A 19,295-nucleotide genomic window follows, 5' to 3' on the forward strand; every position below is an offset into this window, starting at 1 on the left:
CATGCCCCTGACGTCGTCGTTGACCAAACCCCTGGCCCCTTCGTGGGCCAATCGCTTTAAAGAGCAAAGCCTTGAGCGCGGCCGGCGCTACGCCCTGGAAAACCGCGTGCGCATCGTCGAGTCCGGCGACAGCACCATCATTGCCAGCTGCGAAGGCTCGGGCGGCAACGTCTACCGTCAAACCATTTCCCTGCGCGAATCCGCCAAGGGCACGCTGATCCTGGTGGACAGCCGCTGCACCTGCCCCGTGCACACCAACTGCAAACACATCGCCGCGGTGCTGCTCAAGGTCCAGGAAACCCTGGCCTACCCGGCGGCGGCCCAGGATGCCGAGTTGCTGGAGAAACTCCAGGCGGTGCTGGATAACCGTGTGGTACTGCCGCAAGTGGTGATGGAAGACGTGCAGCCGGTGCCACGCCTGTGGCTGGCGAGTATCGAGTTCAGCGCCTTCGAGCCACGCAACGGCAAGATGCAGCGTTACATCCAGCACCGCGCGGCACTGTCCTTCAACTATTTAGGCAATTACGTCAGCGGCCAGAAAAACGCCGACATCATCGTGCGCCAGGAACAGCAGAGCCTGCGGATCAAGCGCCATCCCGAGGTGGAGCAGCAGTTTCGCCAACAACTGCGCCTGCTGGGTTTCAAGATCGCCACGCGCCAGAGCAAGGCTTTGCCGGAAAGCGCCGGCGAACTGTTCGAGATGGTCAATGACAGCGCGTGGCTGAACTTTACCCTGAACGCGTCACCGAACCTGCGCGCCCAGGGCTGGGAATTGCAGATCGACGAAGAGTTCGGTTTCGACCTGAGCGCCGTCGACGACTGGTACGCCAGCGTCGACGAAGTACCGGAACGTGACTGGTTCGACCTGGAGCTGGGGATCATCGTCAACGGCGAGCGCTTGAGCTTGCTGCCGATCCTGTTGAACCTGATGCGCTCTCACACTGAGATCCTCAACCCGGAAAAACTCGCCCGGCGCCGCGATGACGAACTGATCCTGGTGAACATCCCCGGCCTGCCCAACGGCCACGGCCCGCTGCAAGTGGCGCTGCCTTACGGCCGCCTGAAACCGGTGCTGGCGACCCTTGGCGAGTTCTACCTGCAAGAGCCCGGCACCACTGCGCTGCGCCTGGCCAAAGCCGACGCCATTCGCCTGAACCCGCTGGAAGACCTGCCACTGCAATGGGAAGGCGGCGAAAAGATCCGCAACTTCGCCCAGCGCCTGCGGGACATCAAGGATTTCAGCTGCGAAGCGCCCGAAGGCTTGAACGCGACGTTGCGCCCCTACCAACTGGAAGGCCTGAGCTGGATGCAGTCGCTGCGCCAGCTCGACGTCGGCGGGATTCTCGCGGATGACATGGGCCTGGGCAAAACCCTGCAAACCCTGGCGCATATTCTCAGCGAGAAAATCGCCGGGCGCCTGGACCGGCCGTGCATGGTGGTGATGCCCACCAGCCTGATCCCGAACTGGCTCGATGAAGCGGCGCACTTCACACCGCAGCTTAAAGTGCTGGCGCTGTATGGCGCCGGGCGTAAGAAACATTTCCCGCAGTTGCAGGACTACGACCTGCTGCTGACCACCTACGCGCTGCTGCCCAAGGACATCGAGCAACTGGCCGCCCTGCCCTTGCACGTACTGATCCTCGACGAAGCGCAGTACATCAAGAACCCCAACAGCAAGGCCGCCCAGGCCGCCCGCGAGCTGAATGCCCGCCAGCGCCTGTGCCTCAGTGGTACGCCGCTGGAAAACCACCTGGGCGAGTTGTGGTCGCTGTTCCACTTCCTGCTGCCGGGTTGGCTGGGGGATGTGAAAAGCTTCAACCGCGATTACCGCGTACCGATCGAAAAGCGCGGCAGCGATGTGCGATTGCAGCACCTCAATGGTCGGATCAAGCCGTTCCTGCTGCGCCGTACCAAAGAACAGGTGGCGACTGAGCTGCCGCCCAAGACCGAGATCATCCATTGGGTCGACCTCAACGAAGCCCAGCGCGACGTGTACGAAACCATGCGCCTGGCGATGGACAAGAAAGTCCGCGACGAGATCACCCGCAAGGGCGTGGCCCGCAGCCAGATCATCATCCTGGAAGCGCTGCTCAAGTTGCGCCAGGTGTGCTGTGATTTGCGCCTGGTCAATGATGCGACCTTACCGGCAAAGGGCAGCAGCTCGGGCAAGCTCGACAGTTTGATGGAGATGCTCGAAGAACTGTTTGCCGAAGGGCGCAGGATTCTGTTGTTTTCCCAGTTCACCTCGATGCTGAGCCTGATCGAGGCCGAGCTGAAGAAACGTGGCGTGGCCTACGCGCTACTCACCGGCCAGACGCGGGATCGGCGCACGCCGGTGAAGGACTTCCAGAGCGGCAAGCTACAGATCTTTCTGATCAGCCTGAAGGCAGGCGGCGTGGGGCTGAACCTGACGGAAGCAGACACGGTGATTCACTACGACCCGTGGTGGAACCCGGCCACGGAAAACCAGGCGACTGACCGTGCGTATCGCATTGGCCAGGAGAAGCCGGTGTTCGTCTACAAGATGATTGCCCGAGGCACCGTGGAAGAGAAAATCCAGCATTTGCAGAAGGAAAAGTCTGATCTGGCAGCGGGCGTTCTGGATGGGCGCACGACGGGGGATTGGAAGTTGGGCAATGAGGATATTGAGGCGCTGTTTGCGCCGTTGCCTCAGAAGCAAGAAAAACGCTGACTGTTAGATCGCCTTCGCGAGCAAGCCCGCTCCCACATTCGACCGCATTTCTTCAGGTTATACGCGCTCAAGTGTGGGAGCGGGCTTGCTCGCGAAGGGCGCACCACAGTTCTCAGTCGATCAACTGAGCATCTCGCAGCGCACCCAATGCGGCCAGCCAACGCGGATCCTGCTTGTATTCGGTAGAGGCGACTGCTTGACCACGCATCCGCGCGATCCGCGCCGATGGCGTGACCTTCATGCGCTGGGCCGCGCTCAGGGCCAACTCAGCCGCAGCGCGGTCGTTGCACACCAACCCCATGTCGCAACCGGCGGTCAGCGCCGCTTCGATACGGCTGGCGGCGTCGCCCACCAGATGGGCGCCGGCCATAGACAGATCGTCACTGAAGATCACCCCGTCGAACTGCAACTCGCCGCGCAGGATGTCTTGCAGCCAACGCCGGGAGAAACCAGCCGGCTGCGCGTCGACCTGTGGATAAATCACGTGGGCCGGCATGACGGCGGCCAACTGCTTGCTCAGCCGTGCGAAAGGCACCAGGTCATTGGCGCGAATCTGTTCCAGGCTGCGTTCATCATTGGGAATCGCGACGTGGGAATCGGCTTCGGCCCAGCCATGGCCGGGGAAGTGTTTGCCGGTGGCCGCCATGCCGGCGCTGTTCATGCCGCGGATAAAGGCACCTGCAAGCACGGCGGCGCGCTCGGGGTCGCCTTCGAATGCGCGAGTGCCCACGACGGCGCTGCGCTGGTAATCAAGGTCGAGTACCGGGGCGAAGCTCAGGTCCAGGCCGACCGCCAGCACTTCGGTAGCCATGATCCAGCCACACTGCTCGGCCAGTTGTTCTGCATTCGGATTGTCCGCCAGGGCACGCATCGCCGGCAGGCGCACAAACCCCTGGCGCAAGCGCTGCACACGGCCGCCTTCCTGATCGACCGCCAGCAGCAGGTCCGGGCGCACGGCGCGAATCGCGGCGCTCAACTCACGCACCTGGCGCGGATGCTCGATATTGCGCGCAAAAATGATCAGGCCGCCCACCTCGGGCTGGCGCAATAGGTGGCGATCTTCAGCCGTCAGCCAGGTACCGGCGACGTCCACCATCAAAGAGCCTTGCAGGGTTTGGGTCATAAAGCTTCCTTAAATAACGCGCGCAGCCCGAAGCCCTCGCGAGATCGCATCGCCAGGATAAAACCTGGAGACGGACGCTCAGCGAGAGCAACGGGCTGTGGGTAAATAGCTGAAATCGGCATGGGCGGCTAGCTTAGCGGATGCAAGCGGCCGCGCACACCCGGCAGGGGTTAAACCTTGGCCGGGGCCGGCACCGACTTGCTGCGGGGGCGCAGTTGGGCGGCTGCCATACTCTGGTCGGTGACGCCGGTTTCGGCACGCATGCCGGCGGCGAGGAACGGCACCATCAGGCGCATCACCTGCTCGATGGAGGTGTTGACGCCAAAGTCGGTCTCGGCAATCGCCCGCAGAGCCTTGATGCCGGACATGCTGAACGCAGCGGCACCGAGCATGAAGTGCACGCGCCAGAACAGCTCGATCGGCGGGATACGTGGTGCGGCTTCGTTGACCAGCAACATATAGCGGCGGAACACTTTGCCGTACATGTCTTCAAGGTAACGCCGCAGGTGGCCCTGGCTCTGGCTGAACGCCAGGCCCAACAGGCGCATGAAGATCGACAGGTCGTTGCCGCTGCGAGGCTGGACCACCAGGGCTTGCTCGACGAGGATTTCCAGCAGGTCTTCCAGGCTTGGCTTGTTTTCAGGCTTGGCCTGGCGGCGCTCCAGCTCACGGTCGAGGCTGATGCAGAAAGGCCCCAGGAACCGTGAGAACACGGCCTGGATCAGCGCCTTCTTGGAGCCGAAATGGTAGTTCACTGCCGCCAGGTTGACCCCGGCCTTGCTGGTAATCAGCCGCAATGAAGTTTCAGCAAATCCTTTTTCCGCGAACAACTGCTCGGCAGCATCGAGAATGCGTTCAACGGTTTCCGACTGGGCCATGGCTACTCCGCCTGACAAACACTTGTTTGAAACATACGTTTCAAGCTATGTCTTGTCAAGCCTGCAGGTCCGTTTGCGGCTGGTCGGTCACCGATTTCATGGCCATTTAATCACATTCGCCAAGGTCTGTAGGCAGCGCTGTCTTCAGCGTGTAGGACAGGTGACAAATGACCGTCCAGCGGAGTGACTGAAAACGGTGATTGCCAAGCGCAGTCCACTGTATATAATCCCAGTCACTGTATAAAAAGACAGAGCGATCAACATGCTAAAACTGACGCCACGCCAAGCTGAGATTCTGGCTTTTATCAAGCGCTGCCTCGATGACAACGGCTACCCGCCGACCCGGGCAGAAATTGCGCTGGAACTGGGATTCAAGTCACCCAACGCTGCTGAAGAACACCTCAAGGCCCTCGCCCGAAAAGGCGCGATCGAGATGACCCCAGGTGCTTCACGCGGTATTCGCATCCCTGGCTTCGAAGCCAAGGCCGACGAGTCGACACTGCCGATCATCGGCCGGGTCGCAGCCGGTGCGCCGATCCTGGCGCAGCAGCACGTTGAGGAATCCTGCAACATCAACCCGACCTTCTTCCATCCCCGTGCCGACTATCTGTTGCGAGTCCATGGCATGAGCATGAAGGACGTGGGTATTTTCGACGGTGACCTGCTGGCAGTCCACACCACACGTGAAGCCCGCAATGGCCAGATCGTCGTCGCCCGTATTGGTGATGAAGTGACGGTCAAACGCTTCAAGCGCGAAGGCAGCAAGGTCTGGCTCCTGGCCGAGAACCCTGAGTTCGCGCCGATTGAAGTGAACCTGAAGGATCAGGACCTGGTGATTGAAGGCTTGAGCGTCGGCGTTATTCGCCGCTAACGGAGGCATCATGCAGTTCCTACAGACCCCACAACACACTCAGCTGTCTCTGTTTGAGGCCTTTATGGCCCAGCCCCTTACGCCCATCCTCAAGGAAACGGTCGAAGCGCCCTGGAGCGCCGAACCCGAGGCGTTCAGTGAACTGTCGTTGCGCGGTGCTGCCGGGAGCTGCCTGAGCCTGCTGGCGCCGATCCTTCGCGAATTGAGCGAGGAACAGGACGCACGCTGGCTGACGCTGATCGCCCCGCCGTCCAGCCTGACCCAGGCCTGGCTGCGGGACGCCGGCCTGAACCGCGAGCGCATCCTGTTGCTGCAACCCCGCGGTGCTCAAAGCGCCCAGCAGTTGACCTGCGAAGCCTTGCGCCTGGGCCGCAGCCATACGGTGGTCAGCTGGTTGAACCCACTGACCACAGCGGCCAGGCAACAGCTGATCAGCGCCGCACGTACGGGCGATGCACAAAGCTTGAATATTCGGTTGGGATAACGAGGTGCGGGTGACTGACTACTGTCGGTGTCCGCCATGAAGCGAGGCTTCTTCAGGATTGAGAAGCCGATCTGTACGGTTGAAGCTTACAAAAAAGCCGACAAACGGACTCAGTGAAGAATCCGTGGACCGTCTTCCTTCTCCGGCTCGCCTTCAGCCAGGCGCCCTGCCATCTGCACACCTACGCTCAACATGGCTTTTGCCACTTCCACGTGCTGGCCTTGCAGGAACGCTTTCGCGTCTTCGGAAAAATCCAAAATCACCAGAGAACCCTCGTCCTCAGCCCGGCGCAGCTCGATTCGGCCGTCGGGCAGTTCAACAATTTCCAGAAAGGACGTTGGCATAAAAGTCTGTTCTCCACGAAAGGCCGGCATTATATCAGTCATCAGAGGGGCCTAGCTGAGGATCTGAACAGCTTTCTTTACGGCGTGATGAATGGCACCCAACTTAACTCAGCACTCGTTCAACCCATCACGAAACCGAATGGCCAGCTTCTTCAGCTCCTGCCGCCAGCTTTCCAACTCTTCACGGCTTAATGGCTCAGGCCCTTCTTCGTCCAGGCTAACGGCCACGATCAGCGGCTGGGTCACATCGCCTTTGGGCGTGTGTTTCACCCGTGGCGGCTGAAACATCTCGGCGTGGGCTACCAGCAATCGTGCCAGCCAGCTGTCCGGGCTCTGCGCCATCTCTACCAGCTCGGCCAGTTCCGGGATGGCCATGGACTCCAGCACATCCCGGTTGATGATCATTTCCGCACGCGGCGAGCCGGCCTGCGGCAAGCGATAGAACCCGGCGATCTCATGGCACAAGCCAAGCAAGGCGCCATACAGGTGGAACAGCGCGGCTTCACGCCCGGCCTGTACCAGCGCGATAGCGTTCATCTCCTTTCCTTCCTCGGCACGGCCAAGGGCTTCCAGGGACAAACCCGCGAAGTAAATTTTCTGGTTGGTACGGGTATAGAGTTCGTTGGCCATGAAGGCAGTCTCCACAACGAATAAGGCGTGATGCTGGCTGTGTAGGAGCGAGCTTGCTCGCGAAGACTTCAAGAATAACGCGTTTAGCCAGAATGCCCGCATTATCGTTAACGACCTTCGCGAGCACGCTCGCTCCTACAAACCGAATCAAGCGCCCTGGCGCTTGTCCTCGACCTTCCACTTGCCACCGTCGTAGAACGCTTTCCAGCCGGTAGGCTTGCCTTCAACCTCGGTCTGCACGTACTGCTCCTTGGTCTTACGGCTGTAACGGATCACGGCCGGGCGACCGTCCGGGTCCTTTTTCGGCGCTTCACAGAGGAAGTGGTACTTCGGATCGATCTCGTCCTTGTGCGGCACGATCTCAATCACCAGCGGTGCACGGGTCTCGCGGTTTTTCGGGAACTGGCTGGCAGCCAGGAACAGCCCCGAAGCGCCGTCACGCAGGATGTAAGTGTCGTTGACCTTCTCGCACTTGAGTTCAGGCATCTTCACCGGGTCCATCTTCGGCGGCGCCGCGTCACCGCTTTTCAGCAGTTTGCGGGTGTTCTTGCAGGTCGGGTTGGTGCAACCGAAGAACTTGCCGAAACGGCCGGTCTTGAGCTGCATCTCGCTGCCACACTTGTCGCATTCCAGGCTCGGACCTTCGTAGCCCTTGATGCGGTAAGTACCTTCTTCGATCTCGTAGCCGTTGCAATCCGGGTTGTTACCGCAGATGTGCAGCTTGTGCTTCTCGTCCAGCAGGTAGGCGTCCATCGCCGTGCTGCAGATCGGGCAACGGTGCTTGCCACGCAATACCAACGACTCGGATTCACCCTCGTCATCGGCAGCGATTTCATCGCCCGGCACCAGGTTGACGGTGGCCTTGCAGCGCTCTTTCGGCGGCAGGCTGTAACCCGAGCAACCGAGGAACACACCGGTGGACGCCGTACGAATCTGCATCGGGCGGCCGCAGGTGAGGCACGGAATGTCCGTCATCACTGGCTGATTGGCACGCATGCCGTTCTCGGCGCTTTCCGCTACTTCGAGTTTCTTCTTGAAGTCGCCGTAGAACTCGTCGAGTACGTTTTTCCAGTCGCGTTCGCCCTGGGCCACGTCATCGAGGTTCTCTTCCATGCCGGCGGTGAAGCCGTAGTCCATCAGGTTGGAGAAGCTCTCGGACAGGCGCTCGGTCACGATGTCGCCCATCTTTTCCGAGTAGAAACGACGGTTGTGCAGCGCCACGTAACCGCGGTCCTGGATGGTGGAAATAATCGCTGCATAGGTCGAAGGACGACCGATGCCGCGTTTTTCCATCTCCTTGACCAGGCTGGCTTCCGAATAACGCGCCGGCGGCTTGGTGAAGTGCTGGGACGGGTCGAGCTTGATCAGCTTCAACACGTCGCCCTGGGCCATGTCAGGCAGCACGTCGTCGTCGCCCGGCTTGGCGATTTGCGGCATCACACGGGTGTAACCGTCGAACTTGAGGATACGGCCTTTGGCACGCAGCTCGAAGTCGGAAGCACCCACGCTGACGGTAGTGGACAAGTATTGCGCCGGCAGCATCTGGCAGGCCAGGAACTGGCGCCAGATCAGCTCGTAGAGGCGCTCAGCGTCGCGCTCCATGCCGCTCAGCTTGCTTGGCTCGGTGTTGGCATCGGAGGGACGAATCGCTTCGTGAGCCTCTTGTGCGCCTTCCTTGCTGCTATAGACGTTCGGGTTCTCCGGCAGGTACTTCTTGCCGAACTCGCTTTCAATATAAGTGCGCGCCATCGCCACCGCGTCTTGCGACAGGTTGGTGGAGTCGGTACGCATATACGTGATGTAGCCCGCTTCATACAGACGCTGGGCCATCATCATGGTCTTCTTCACCCCGAAGCCCAGGCGGTTACTCGCGGCCTGTTGCAGGGTGGAGGTGATGAACGGTGCCGACGGCTTGCTGCTGGTGGGCTTGTCTTCACGCTTGACGATGCTGTAGCTGGAAGACTTGAGCTTCTCCAGCGCGGCCATGGCCTGGGCTTCGTTGAGCGGCTTGAAGGCCTCGCCTTTCTCGCGGGCCACTTCAAAGCGCACGTTGTTGCCCTTGGCAGTGCCCAGGTCAGCGTGCACTTCCCAATATTCTTCGGGGTTGAACGCACGAATCTCGCGCTCACGCTCAACTACCAGTTTCACCGCCACCGATTGCACACGGCCAGCGGACAGGCCACGGGCGATTTTCGCCCACAGCAGCGGCGAGACCATGTAACCGACCACGCGGTCGAGGAAGCGGCGGGCCTGTTGGGCATTGACGCGGTCAATGTCCAGCTCACCCGGCTTGGAGAAGGCTTCCTGGATCGCCTTCTTGGTAATTTCGTTGAACACCACGCGCTTGTAGCGGCTGTCATCACCACCGATGGCTTCCCGCAGGTGCCAGGCAATAGCCTCCCCTTCGCGGTCCAAGTCGGTTGCGAGATAGATGGTGTCAGCATCTTTGGCGAGCCGGCGCAGCTCTTCGATGACCTTTTCCTTGCCCGGGAGGATCTCGTACTTGGCTTTCCAGCCATGATCGGGATCGACACCCATGCGCGAGACCAGCTGCTTGCGCGCTTTCTCTTTAGGCGTGAGCACCGGACCTTCGCCCGCAGCCGCCTTGCCGCGCTTGGCGGCAGGCTCCTTGCTGGCGCTAGCCGAACCGCTGGTGGGCAGGTCTCGGATATGGCCGATACTCGACTTCACCACGTACTCGTTACCCAAGTACTTGTTGATGGTCTTGGCCTTAGCCGGGGATTCCACAATGACCAGCGATTTGCCCATGGATCGGAAAATTCCTGAATTCGAGAAGTGAAAGGCAGTTGGCGCCTGACGCGGCAACGCTATATATAGTGGCAACAAGGTGAGGTCAAGCGCAGCATTCTGCGCGGCCTGCCTTTATTGCGCGGAAAAAAGGCTGGGTTCGACCTGGATCAAAGCAAAGCGCGGGACCTGTTCGCCGTCAACTTCGACGGTCTCCAGGAACATGCTCAAGGGACGCACCCAAAAGCCGTAATCGCCATACAGTGCTTGGTAAAACACCACTTCCTCTTCGGTCTCGGAGTGCCGCGCCACATTAAAAACGCGGTACTTTGGACCTTTATAATGCTGGTAGAGCCCTGGTTCGACTTTCATGCTCTGGCCCTCTTACAAAATTTGTTAAAAAAAAATATAAAAAATTCCAAAAAACAAAAACCGGGGCACTGGGCCCCGGCTTCCGTCAGCGAAACGTTTAGATACGTTCGAAGACGGTGGAGATGCCTTGGCCGAGACCAATGCACATGGTTGCAACCCCAAGGTTGCCGCCATTTTGCTTCATCACGTTAAGCAACGTGCCGGAGATACGTGCACCCGAGCACCCGAACGGGTGACCCAAGGCAATCGCGCCGCCGTGCAGGTTAACCTTCTCGTTCATCTTGTCGAGCACTTTCAAATCTTTCAGCACTGGCAGGGCCTGTGCGGCGAAAGCTTCGTTGAGTTCGAAGAAGTCGATATCGGAGATGGTCAGGCCTGCGCGCTTCAATGCTTTTTGTGTGGCCGGTACTGGACCATAGCCCATGATTGCCGGGTCCACACCTGCGACTGCCATGGAACGAATCACGGCCATCGGCTGGATGCCCAGGTCCTGGGCACGCTGGGCCGACATCACGATCATGCACGAAGCACCGTCGGTGATCTGCGACGAAGTACCGGCTGTCACGGTGCCGCCCTTTGGATTGAAGGCAGGTTTCAAGGCCGCCAGGCTTTCCAGGGTGGTGTCCGGACGAATGGTTTCGTCGTAGTCGAACAGTTTCAGGAAACCGTTCTCGTCGTAGCCGTTCATCGGGATGATTTCATCCTTGAACTTGCCTTCCACAGTCGCCTTGTGGGCGAGTTGGTGGGAACGCAGGCCGAATGCGTCCTGGGCTTCGCGGGTAATGCCGTGCATTTTGCCGAGCATTTCTGCGGTCAGGCCCATCATGCCCGAGGCTTTCGCCGCGTACAGGGACATGTGCGGGTTCGGATCGACACCGTGCATCATGCTGACGTGGCCCATGTGCTCAACGCCACCGACCACGAACACATCACCGTTGCCGGTCATGATCGCTTGTGCAGCGGTGTGCAGCGCGCTCATGGACGAGCCACACAGGCGGCTGACGGTCTGGCCGGCAGCGGTGTGCGGGATCTGCGTCATCAAGGAAGCCATGCGGGCGATGTTCCAGCCCTGCTCCAGGGTCTGGTTGACGCAGCCCCAGATCACGTCTTCGACTTCGTTAGGGTCGACCTTGACGTTGCGTTCCAGCAATTTGCTGATCAGGTGCGCCGACATGTCTTCAGCGCGGGTGTTGCGGTGCATGCCGCCCTTGGAGCGGCCCATCGGAGTACGACCGAAGTCGACAATCACGACGTCTCTTGGATTCAAGCTCATAAATATTCTCGCTCTAGTCGTCTGGGCACTTAACCGAAGAAGCTCTGGCCATTCTTGGCCATCTCACGCAGCTTCGCGGTCGGGTGGTACAGCGGGCCCAAATCAGCGTATTGATCAGCCAGGGCAACGAACTCGGCCACACCGATGGAATCGATGTAACGCAGCGCACCACCACGGAATGGAGGGAAACCAATACCGTAGACCAGGCCCATGTCGGCCTCGGCTGCGGTTTCAACGATGCCGTCTTCCAGGCAGCGCACGGTTTCCAGGCACAGGGCGATCATCATCCAGTTGACGATGTCCTCGTCGGACACTTCACGCTGCTCGTAGATGACCGGCGCGAGTACTTCGTGAACCGATGGGTCGGCCACTTTCTTCTGCTTGCCCTTCTTGTCGGTCTCGTAAGCGTAGAAACCCTTGCCGTTCTTCTGGCCCAGGCGCTTGGCTTCGTAGAGTGCGTCGATCGCCGAGCGGCGGTCGTCTTTCATGCGGTCCGGGAAGCCTTCAGCCATCACGTCGCGACCGTGGTGGCCGGTGTCGATGCCGACCACGTCCATCAGGTACGCCGGGCCCATTGGCCAGCCGAATTTTTCCATGACCTTGTCGATACGCACGAAGTCCACACCGGCACTGACCAGCTTGGCGAAACCGCCGAAGTATGGGAACAGCACGCGGTTGACCAAAAAGCCCGGGCAGTCGTTGACGACGATCGGGTTTTTGCCCATTTTCTTGGCGTAGGCAACAGTGGTGGCAACCGCCAGTTCGCTGGATTTCTCGCCACGGATCACTTCCACCAGCGGCATCATGTGCACCGGGTTGAAGAAGTGCATGCCGACGAAGTTTTCCGGACGCTTGAGGGCCTTGGCCAGCAAGGTGATGGAAATGGTCGAGGTGTTGGAAGCCAGGATGGTGTCGTCTTTAACCTGGGCTTCAACTTCAGCCAGTACCGCCTGCTTGACCTTCGGGTTCTCGACAACCGCTTCGACCACCAGGTCGACGTGGCCGAAATCGCCGTAGGACAGCGTAGGACGAATGCCGTTAAGCACTTCAGCCATTTTCGCCGCAGTCATGCGGCCTTTATCAACGCGGCCCACCAGCAGTTTCGCGGCTTCTGCCAGACCCTGCTCGATACCGTGCTCGTTGATGTCTTTCATCAGGATCGGCGTGCCTTTGGACGCCGACTGATAGGCGATACCGCCGCCCATGATACCGGCGCCGAGTACGGCAGCCTGTTTCACGTCGCGGGCGATTTCGTCGTAGGCCTTGGCCTTTTTCTTCAGTTCCTGATCGTTCAGGAACAGACCGATCAAGCTCTGCGCGGCAGAAGTCTTGGCCAGTTTGACGAAGCCGGCAGCTTCGATTTCCAGGGCTTTGTCGCGACCGAAGTTCGCGGCCTTCTGGATGGTCTTGATCGCTTCAACCGGCGCCGGGTAGTTCGGGCCGGCCTGGCCGGCCACGAAACCTTTGGCGGTTTCGAACGACATCATCTGTTCGATGGCGTTGAGCTTGAGTTTTTCGAGCTTCGGCTGACGCTTGGCCTTGTAGTCAAATTCGCCACTGATGGCGCCCTTGATCAGGTTCAGTGCGGCTTCTGCCAGCTTGTCGGGAGCAACCACAGCATCCACGGCGCCGACTTTCAGCGCGTCTTCAGCACGGTTTTCCTTGCCGGCGGCAATCCACTCGATGGCGTTGTCGGCACCGATGATGCGCGGCAGGCGCACGGTACCGCCGAAGCCTGGGTAGATGCCCAGCTTGACTTCCGGCAGGCCGATTTTCGCGGTGGCAGACATCACGCGGAAGTCGGCAGCCAGGCACATTTCCAGACCGCCGCCCAGAGCGATGCCATTGATCGCGGCAACGGTCGGCACGTTGAGGTCTTCGAAATCGCTGAAAATCTTGTTGGCTTCGAGGTTGCCAGCCACAAGCTCGGCATCGGGCAGCTTGAAGTTGTCGACGAATTCGGTGATGTCAGCGCCGACGATGAACACGTCCTTGCCGCTGGAGACGATCACGCCCTTGACCGATGCATCTGCTTTGATGGTGTCTACGGCCTGACGCAATTCATTCAGGGTTAGACGGTTGAACTTGTTGACGGACTCACCCTTGAGGTCGAATTTCAATTCGACGATGCCACTTTCAAGAGCCTTAACCGTGATGGCTTTACCTTCGTAAATCATCAACTGATCTCCACGATATGGAAGCTGAACAGTACACGTCGGACGCAGGATTCAGCGCAGGCACTGACGTTACCGTCGATGCTAACGCCAATTTGCCAGGCACACCCGCCAACGCGATAGTCGGGATTCTGTACGAACGGTCTGAAAGACAAACGCTCAATTCATACGCCCGTTTGATTTGGGTACATCACCTTCAGCCAAATCCGATGAATTGTCAATCGCCCGAAAGGGCAGTAAAAACGCGACTTTTCAGTCATTTCAGAACCCGAGGCAGCCGGCATCGCCCCGCCGATGTTTAATCATTCACGAAATCAATAATGAGAAATTTGAATTAAAGCGCTGTACAGAACCGAATATACGGCTAGGCTAGCGGCACGTTTAACGAATTACCGGCCTGCCTGGCCAACTCCAGCCCGATGATACTTTCGGGCTTTTTAATGCCCCTAGAAAACTCAGGCCAGCGCCTTGAGCACCGCGTCAATGTCCTGCAACACGCTCAACTCGCCCTTCTCACCCCAGAAGAGGGTGATCATTTGCTTGTCGGCTTCGACTTTGTAGACGTTCTCAGGCAGCGTCGCAAAATGCGGCAACAACTTTTCATCGACGCAGATTTCCTGCCACTGATTGACCCAAACCCCCGGCTCCAACTGCCAATAACTCCAGGTGACCCGTTTGGTGCCGCGCCGTGGCCGGTGATATTGCGCACACGGGCTCGGCGGTTCGTGCTTGAGCCAGTGCGGCCAGTCCTGGGGCGTCAGCTGCATGGCCAAACCGATGCGCCGCGCCTCCATGCGCAGGGCCATGCGCCCGCTCGAATGGCGCGAAGGACGCAACCACGCCAAGGGGCTTAAAACCAGCGCAAGGATTGACACCACTATCCAGACCGTCATATGTGTACTCCCGAATTTCTTGATGAGCGGATTTGACCTGACGCAACCGCATCCGCTTGAAACCAAGCCATACTGAACTTATCGCTTTCCTTTGGAGGAACTCCTCATGCCCTACGAACATATTCTGGTCGCCGTGGACCTGACCGAAGAATGCGACCCCGTGATCAAACGGGCCGTGGGCCTTGCCGGCGACTCGGTGAAACTGTCCCTGGTGCATATCGTCGAACCGATGGCCATGGCCTTTGGTGGCGACGTGCCGATGGACCTTTCCCAGCTGCAACAGCAGCAGTTCGACCAGGCCAAGGAACGCCTTGAGCGACTGATCAACAAGTACCCTGCCCTGAAAAAAGACCAGAGCCACCTGACCTACGGCCAGCCGCGCCAGGAAATCCACCACTTGGCCAAGGAACAAGGCTGCGACCTGATCGTGGTCGGCAGCCATGGCCGCCACGGCCTGGCCTTGTTGCTGGGTTCCACCGCCAATGACGTGCTGCACGGCGCACCTTGCGATGTGCTGGCAGTGAAACTGGTAAAGAGTTCGTAAGAGCAGTGGCAATCTAATGTGGGAGCGGGCTTGCTCGCGAAAGCGGTGGATCAGTCGACAAATATATGGACTGTCACACCGCATTCGCGAGCAAGCCCGCTCCCACACTTGAACCGCATCTCATACAAAAAACCCGGTGCTCATACCAATGAGCGCCGGGTTTTTTACTGTGCTTGAATCACTCAGGCATCCAGCTCGGCCCAGCGTTCAACCAGCACTTCCAGTTCGCTGTTCAACTGCTCAAGGGATGCAATCACCTTGGCGGTTTCTGCAGCAGGACGCACGTAAAAACCCGCGTCAGCCATTTCAGCCTCAACAGCCGCGATCTGCTGTTCCTTGGCGTCGATATCGCCCGGCAGTGCTTCCAGCTCACGTTGCAGCTTGTAGCTGAGCTTCTTCTTGGCGGCAGGCGCTTCTTGTGCTGGCGCTGGAGCAGCAGCCACAGGGGCAACCACGGCCGAGGTCAGGTCAGCCTTGCCAGACTTGCTCTCGGTCACGCCCAGCAGGCGCGGCGAACCGCCTTGACGCAGCCAGTCCTGATAACCACCGACGTATTCGCGCACCTTGCCTTCACCTTCGAAGACCAGGGTGCTGGTGACCACGTTGTCGAGGAATGCCCGGTCGTGGCTGACCATCAGTACGGTGCCGTTGAAGGTCAGCAAGACCTCTTCCAGCAGCTCCAGCGTTTCAACGTCGAGGTCGTTGGTCGGTTCGTCTAGCACCAACAGGTTGGCTGGCTTGCTGAACAGTTTGGCCAGCAGCAGGCGCGCACGCTCACCACCCGACAAGGCTTTAACCGGCGTACGCGCACGCTGCGGGCTGAACAGGAAGTCGCCCAGGTAGCTCAGCACGTGGCGGCTCTGGCCGTCAATGTCGATAAAGTCGCGACCTTCGGCGACGTTGTCGATCACGGTTTTTTCCAGGTCCAACTGGTGGCGCAACTGGTCGAAGTAGGCCACGTCGATGCGCGTGCCCTCTTCCACTTTACCGCTGGTGGGTTGCAGGCCGTTGAGCATCAGCTTGAGCAAGGTGGTCTTGCCGGTACCGTTGGCGCCGAGCAGGCCGATACGGTCGCCGCGCTGCAGGACCATCGAGAAGTCCTTGATCAGGAACGGGCCGTCCGGGTGATGGAAGCTGACGTTCTCCAGCACCATCACCTGTTTGCCCGACTTGTCGGCGGTATCCAACTGAATGTTAGCCTTGCCGGTGCGTTCACGACGCTCGCTGCGCTCGTTGCGCAGCGCTTTGAGGGCACGCACGCGGCCTTCGTTACGGGTGCGACGCGCCTTGATGCCCTGGCGGATCCAGACTTCTTCCTGGGCCAGTTTCTTGTCAAACAACGCGTTGGCCGTATCTTCAGCGGCCAGTGCGGCTTCTTTGTGCACCAGGAAGCTGGCGTAGTCGCCGTTCCAGTCGATCAGGCCGCCGCGATCCAGTTCAAGGATGCGCGTGGCAAGGTTTTGCAGGAAGGCCCGGTCGTGCGTGATGAACAGCACGGCGCCCTGGAAATCCTTGAGGGCTTCTTCAAGCCAGGCGATTGCGCCGATGTCCAGGTGGTTGGTCGGTTCGTCGAGCATCAGCAGGTCCGGCTCGGAAACCAGAGCCTGCGCCAGCAGGACGCGGCGACGCCAGCCGCCGGACAATTCGGCGAGGGTCTTGTCGGCCGGCAGTTGCAGGCGGCTCAGGGTGCTGTCGACCAGTTGCTGCAGACGCCAGCCGTCACGGGCTTCGAGGTCTTGCTGGACGTGCATCAGCTTGTTCAGGTCTTCTTCAGTGACGCAGTTCTGCGCCAGGTGATGGTATTCGGCGAGCAGTGCGCCCACGCCATCGAGGCCTTCGGCAACCACGTCGAACACTGTCCGTCCGTCGGCCACCGGCAATTCTTGCGGCAATTCGCCAATCTTGAGGCCCGGCGCGCGCCATACAGAGCCTTCGTCGGGCTTCTGATCGCCTTTTACCAGCTTCATCATGCTGGACTTGCCGGTGCCGTTGCGGCCGATGATGCACACCCGCTCACCACGGGCGATCTGCCAGGACACCTTGTCCAACAACGGCATAGCGCCGAAAGCAAGGGACACATCGCTGAATTTGAGCAGGGTCATACGCTTCTCCAAAAACTGGGCGCGCATTCTACCTGACTTAGGGCTCGAGGCGGCCGGCATTTTCACCGCTGACATGTTCTGTTGGACATTTGAGATGAACTTGAACGAAGCGACCGGCAAAGCTTTCACCGGTTGCAGCCAAAAGGCTAAGCTAGGGGCAATCAGTGTCGGCGACGTCGGCACTAGTCCAGTTTCCTCTGCACGGACGTCTCATGCGCAGTCGCCTTTTCAGCTTTTTATCTTGTCTGCTTCTTTCTGCCACCGCCGTTCAATCCGCCCAGGCCGTGGACCTCACCACCCAACGTCAATATTACGATGAAGCCAAACGAGCCCTTGCCAAAGGCGACAGCGGCCCGTATTTCCAATACAGCCAAGCCTTGGCCGACTACCCGTTGACGCCCTACCTGGCCTACGACGAACTGACCGCGCGCCTGAAAACCGCCAGCAACGAGGAAATCGAACAATTCCTCGCCAAGAACGGCGACCTGCCCCAGGCCAACTGGATGAAACTGCGTTGGTTGCGCTGGCTGGCCGACCGTGGCGACTGGCAAACCTTTGAAAAGTACTACGACGCAAAACTCAATTTCGTTGAACTGGACTGCCTCCATGGCCAATTCCAGCTGACCCACAACCTCAAGGCCGAAGGCTACAAAACCACCGAGAAGCTGTGGCTGACCGGTAAATCCCAGCCTGCCGCCTGTGATGCAACCTTTGGCCAGTGGGCCGCTGATGGCCAACTGACCGAACAGAAAATCTGGGACCGCGCCAAGCTCGCCGCCGAAGCCCGCAACTACCCGCTGGCCAACAGCCTGGTGAAAACCCTGCCGACCCTCGGCGCCCAAGGCCGCCTGATGGTAGACGTGGCACAGAAGCCCGACATGCTCGGCGACCCGTCGCGCTTCCTGCCGGCCAACGAGGCAATGTCTGACGCCGTCGGCCTGGGGCTTCGCCGCCTGGCACGCCAGGACCCGGACAAGGCCATGGCCCTGCTCGACGGTTATGCCAGCAGCATGCACTTCTCTCGTGACGAAAAAGTGTCGATCGCCCGGGAAATCGGCCTGACCCTGGCACGCCGCTACGACCCGCGCGCCCTCGACGTGATGACCCAATACGACCCGGAGCTGCGCGACAACACCGTTTCCGAATGGCGCCTGCGCCTGCTGCTGCGCCTGGCCCGCTGGGAAGACGCCTACCAGTTGACCCGCAAGCTGCCGCAGGATTTGGCCACTACCAACCGCTGGCGCTACTGGCAGGCCCGCAGCCTGGAACTGGCAGAGCCGAAAAACCCGCAAGCCCTGGTGATGTACAAGGGCCTGGCCAAGGAGCGCGACTTCTACGGCTTTCTGGCGGCGGATCGCTCCCAGTCCCCGTACCAACTGAACAACAAGCCGCTGGTGATGAGCCAGGCGCTGATGAACAAGGTGCGTAACACCCCGGGCGTGCGCCGCGCCCTGGAGTTCTATGCCCGTGGCCAGATCGTGGACGGCCGTCGTGAGTGGTACCACGTCAGCCGGCACTTCAACCGCGACGAAATGGTCGCCCAGGCCAAGCTGGCCTACGACATGAAGTGGTACTTCCCGGCGATCCGTACCATCAGCCAGGCGCAGTACTGGGACGACCTGGACATCCGTTTCCCGATGGCCCACCGCGACACCCTCGTGCGTGAAGCCAAGATCCGCGGCGTGCATTCGAGCTGGGTGTTTGCGATCACCCGCCAGGAAAGCGCCTTCATGGACGACGCCCGCTCGGGCGTCGGCGCCACCGGCCTGATGCAATTGATGCCCGGTACCGCCAAGGAAACCGCACGCAAGTTCAGCATCCCGCTGGCCTCGCAACAGCAGGTGCTCGACCCGGACAAGAATATCCAGCTCGGCGCGGCGTACCTGAGCCAGGTACACGCCCAGTTCAACGGCAACCGCGTGCTCGCCACCGCCGCCTACAACGCCGGCCCAGGCCGTGTGCGCCAATGGCTGCGCGGCGCCGATCACCTGAGTTTCGACGTGTGGGTGGAAAGCATCCCGTTCGACGAAACCCGCCAGTATGTACAGAATGTGCTGTCTTATTCGGTGATCTACGGGCAGAAGCTCAATGCACCACAGCCGCTGGTGGACTGGCATGAGCGGTACTTTGATGATCAATAAGTAACGCAGCTCACAACAAAATGCCC

General features: G+C 59.8%; 15 protein-coding genes. 5 read left to right on the plus strand and 10 right to left on the minus strand.

Going from position 1 to position 19,295, the window contains the following annotated elements; genetic code table 11:
- Nucleotide 1: 1 nt before the first annotated feature.
- Nucleotides 2-2,692, plus strand: a complete 2,691-nt coding sequence (locus tag CEC48_RS15320) for a DEAD/DEAH box helicase (RefSeq protein ID WP_088424505.1) — start codon at nucleotides 2-4, stop codon at nucleotides 2,690-2,692.
- Between the two features lie 112 nt (nucleotides 2,693-2,804).
- Here the strand turns inward: CEC48_RS15320 and nagZ are convergent, their stop codons facing one another.
- Both nagZ and CEC48_RS15330 read right to left on the minus strand, forming a co-directional pair.
- Nucleotides 2,805-3,815, minus strand: a complete 1,011-nt coding sequence (nagZ, locus tag CEC48_RS15325; protein ID WP_088424506.1) for a beta-N-acetylhexosaminidase — start codon at nucleotides 3,813-3,815, stop codon at nucleotides 2,805-2,807.
- A gap of 170 nt (nucleotides 3,816-3,985) precedes the next feature.
- Nucleotides 3,986-4,693 (minus strand): TetR/AcrR family transcriptional regulator, encoded by a 708-nt coding sequence (locus CEC48_RS15330; protein ID WP_088424507.1) that lies wholly within the window; start codon nucleotides 4,691-4,693, stop codon nucleotides 3,986-3,988.
- 262 nt (nucleotides 4,694-4,955) lie between these two features.
- Between CEC48_RS15330 and lexA the strand changes: the two genes are divergently transcribed.
- Together lexA and sulA are read left to right on the plus strand one after the other, a co-directional pair.
- Complete coding sequence (lexA, locus tag CEC48_RS15335) at nucleotides 4,956-5,564, plus strand: transcriptional repressor LexA (RefSeq protein ID WP_003172575.1); 609 nt, start codon at nucleotides 4,956-4,958, stop codon at nucleotides 5,562-5,564.
- A 10-nt stretch (nucleotides 5,565-5,574) separates the two neighbouring features.
- Entirely contained in the window at nucleotides 5,575-6,048 is a 474-nt protein-coding gene (gene sulA / locus CEC48_RS15340; protein WP_088424508.1) for an SOS-induced cell division inhibitor SulA, read from the plus strand.
- 110 nt (nucleotides 6,049-6,158) lie between these two features.
- Here sulA and CEC48_RS15345 read toward each other — a convergent pair whose 3' ends face one another.
- The 7 genes from CEC48_RS15345 to CEC48_RS15375 form a co-directional block, all read right to left on the minus strand.
- Nucleotides 6,159-6,392: a hypothetical protein gene (locus CEC48_RS15345; RefSeq protein WP_003218969.1), complete on the minus strand. Its 234-nt coding sequence runs from the start codon at nucleotides 6,390-6,392 to the stop codon at nucleotides 6,159-6,161.
- Nucleotides 6,393-6,500: 108 nt separating this feature from the next.
- Nucleotides 6,501-7,022, minus strand: a complete 522-nt coding sequence (locus CEC48_RS15350; protein WP_088424509.1) for a DUF6586 family protein — start codon at nucleotides 7,020-7,022, stop codon at nucleotides 6,501-6,503.
- Nucleotides 7,023-7,169: 147 nt separating this feature from the next.
- Nucleotides 7,170-9,791: a type I DNA topoisomerase gene (topA, locus tag CEC48_RS15355; protein WP_088424510.1), complete on the minus strand. Its 2,622-nt coding sequence runs from the start codon at nucleotides 9,789-9,791 to the stop codon at nucleotides 7,170-7,172.
- 114 nt (nucleotides 9,792-9,905) lie between these two features.
- Nucleotides 9,906-10,142 carry a DUF1653 domain-containing protein gene (locus CEC48_RS15360; RefSeq protein ID WP_088424511.1) on the minus strand — a complete coding sequence of 79 codons (237 nt, stop codon included), beginning with the start codon at nucleotides 10,140-10,142 and terminating at the stop codon, nucleotides 9,906-9,908.
- A gap of 97 nt (nucleotides 10,143-10,239) precedes the next feature.
- Nucleotides 10,240-11,415, minus strand: coding sequence for an acetyl-CoA C-acyltransferase FadA (fadA, locus tag CEC48_RS15365; RefSeq protein ID WP_003218978.1), 1,176 nt, complete (start codon nucleotides 11,413-11,415; stop codon nucleotides 10,240-10,242).
- Between the two features lie 29 nt (nucleotides 11,416-11,444).
- Entirely contained in the window at nucleotides 11,445-13,592 is a 2,148-nt protein-coding gene (gene fadB / locus CEC48_RS15370; RefSeq protein ID WP_088424512.1) for a fatty acid oxidation complex subunit alpha FadB, read from the minus strand.
- Between the two features lie 452 nt (nucleotides 13,593-14,044).
- On the minus strand, nucleotides 14,045-14,482 hold the full coding sequence (locus CEC48_RS15375; protein ID WP_088424513.1) for a hypothetical protein: 438 nt from the start codon (nucleotides 14,480-14,482) through the stop codon (nucleotides 14,045-14,047).
- A 106-nt stretch (nucleotides 14,483-14,588) separates the two neighbouring features.
- Here CEC48_RS15375 and CEC48_RS15380 point away from each other — a divergent pair, with 106 nt between their 5' ends.
- Complete coding sequence (locus tag CEC48_RS15380; protein ID WP_088424514.1) at nucleotides 14,589-15,026, plus strand: universal stress protein; 438 nt, start codon at nucleotides 14,589-14,591, stop codon at nucleotides 15,024-15,026.
- Between the two features lie 182 nt (nucleotides 15,027-15,208).
- Here the strand turns inward: CEC48_RS15380 and CEC48_RS15385 are convergent, their stop codons facing one another.
- Nucleotides 15,209-17,128, minus strand: a complete 1,920-nt coding sequence (locus tag CEC48_RS15385) for an ATP-binding cassette domain-containing protein (RefSeq protein WP_088424515.1) — start codon at nucleotides 17,126-17,128, stop codon at nucleotides 15,209-15,211.
- A 212-nt stretch (nucleotides 17,129-17,340) separates the two neighbouring features.
- Between CEC48_RS15385 and CEC48_RS15390 the strand changes: the two genes are divergently transcribed.
- On the plus strand, nucleotides 17,341-19,269 hold the full coding sequence (locus CEC48_RS15390; protein ID WP_088424516.1) for a transglycosylase SLT domain-containing protein: 1,929 nt from the start codon (nucleotides 17,341-17,343) through the stop codon (nucleotides 19,267-19,269).
- Nucleotides 19,270-19,295 lie beyond the last annotated feature (26 nt).

It is taken from the genome of Pseudomonas sp. K2I15 (assembly GCF_002204795.1).
Lineage (GTDB): Bacteria > Pseudomonadota > Gammaproteobacteria > Pseudomonadales > Pseudomonadaceae > Aquipseudomonas.

Bases quoted from the DNA above. Each gene is read 5' to 3' on its own strand.
- CEC48_RS15320 (WP_088424505.1), top strand. From the start codon at position 2: ATGCCCCTGACGTCGTCGTTGACCAAACCCCTGGCCCCTTCGTGGGCC.
- nagZ (WP_088424506.1), bottom strand. From the start codon at position 3,815: ATGACCCAAACCCTGCAAGGCTCTTTGATGGTGGACGTCGCCGGTACC.
- CEC48_RS15330 (WP_088424507.1), bottom strand. From the start codon at position 4,693: ATGGCCCAGTCGGAAACCGTTGAACGCATTCTCGATGCTGCCGAGCAG.
- lexA (WP_003172575.1), top strand. From the start codon at position 4,956: ATGCTAAAACTGACGCCACGCCAAGCTGAGATTCTGGCTTTTATCAAG.
- sulA (WP_088424508.1), top strand. From the start codon at position 5,575: ATGCAGTTCCTACAGACCCCACAACACACTCAGCTGTCTCTGTTTGAG.
- CEC48_RS15345 (WP_003218969.1), bottom strand. From the start codon at position 6,392: ATGCCAACGTCCTTTCTGGAAATTGTTGAACTGCCCGACGGCCGAATC.
- CEC48_RS15350 (WP_088424509.1), bottom strand. From the start codon at position 7,022: ATGGCCAACGAACTCTATACCCGTACCAACCAGAAAATTTACTTCGCG.
- topA (WP_088424510.1), bottom strand. From the start codon at position 9,791: ATGGGCAAATCGCTGGTCATTGTGGAATCCCCGGCTAAGGCCAAGACC.
- CEC48_RS15360 (WP_088424511.1), bottom strand. From the start codon at position 10,142: ATGAAAGTCGAACCAGGGCTCTACCAGCATTATAAAGGTCCAAAGTAC.
- fadA (WP_003218978.1), bottom strand. From the start codon at position 11,415: ATGAGCTTGAATCCAAGAGACGTCGTGATTGTCGACTTCGGTCGTACT.
- fadB (WP_088424512.1), bottom strand. From the start codon at position 13,592: ATGATTTACGAAGGTAAAGCCATCACGGTTAAGGCTCTTGAAAGTGGC.
- CEC48_RS15375 (WP_088424513.1), bottom strand. From the start codon at position 14,482: ATGACGGTCTGGATAGTGGTGTCAATCCTTGCGCTGGTTTTAAGCCCC.
- CEC48_RS15380 (WP_088424514.1), top strand. From the start codon at position 14,589: ATGCCCTACGAACATATTCTGGTCGCCGTGGACCTGACCGAAGAATGC.
- CEC48_RS15385 (WP_088424515.1), bottom strand. From the start codon at position 17,128: ATGACCCTGCTCAAATTCAGCGATGTGTCCCTTGCTTTCGGCGCTATG.
- CEC48_RS15390 (WP_088424516.1), top strand. From the start codon at position 17,341: ATGCGCAGTCGCCTTTTCAGCTTTTTATCTTGTCTGCTTCTTTCTGCC.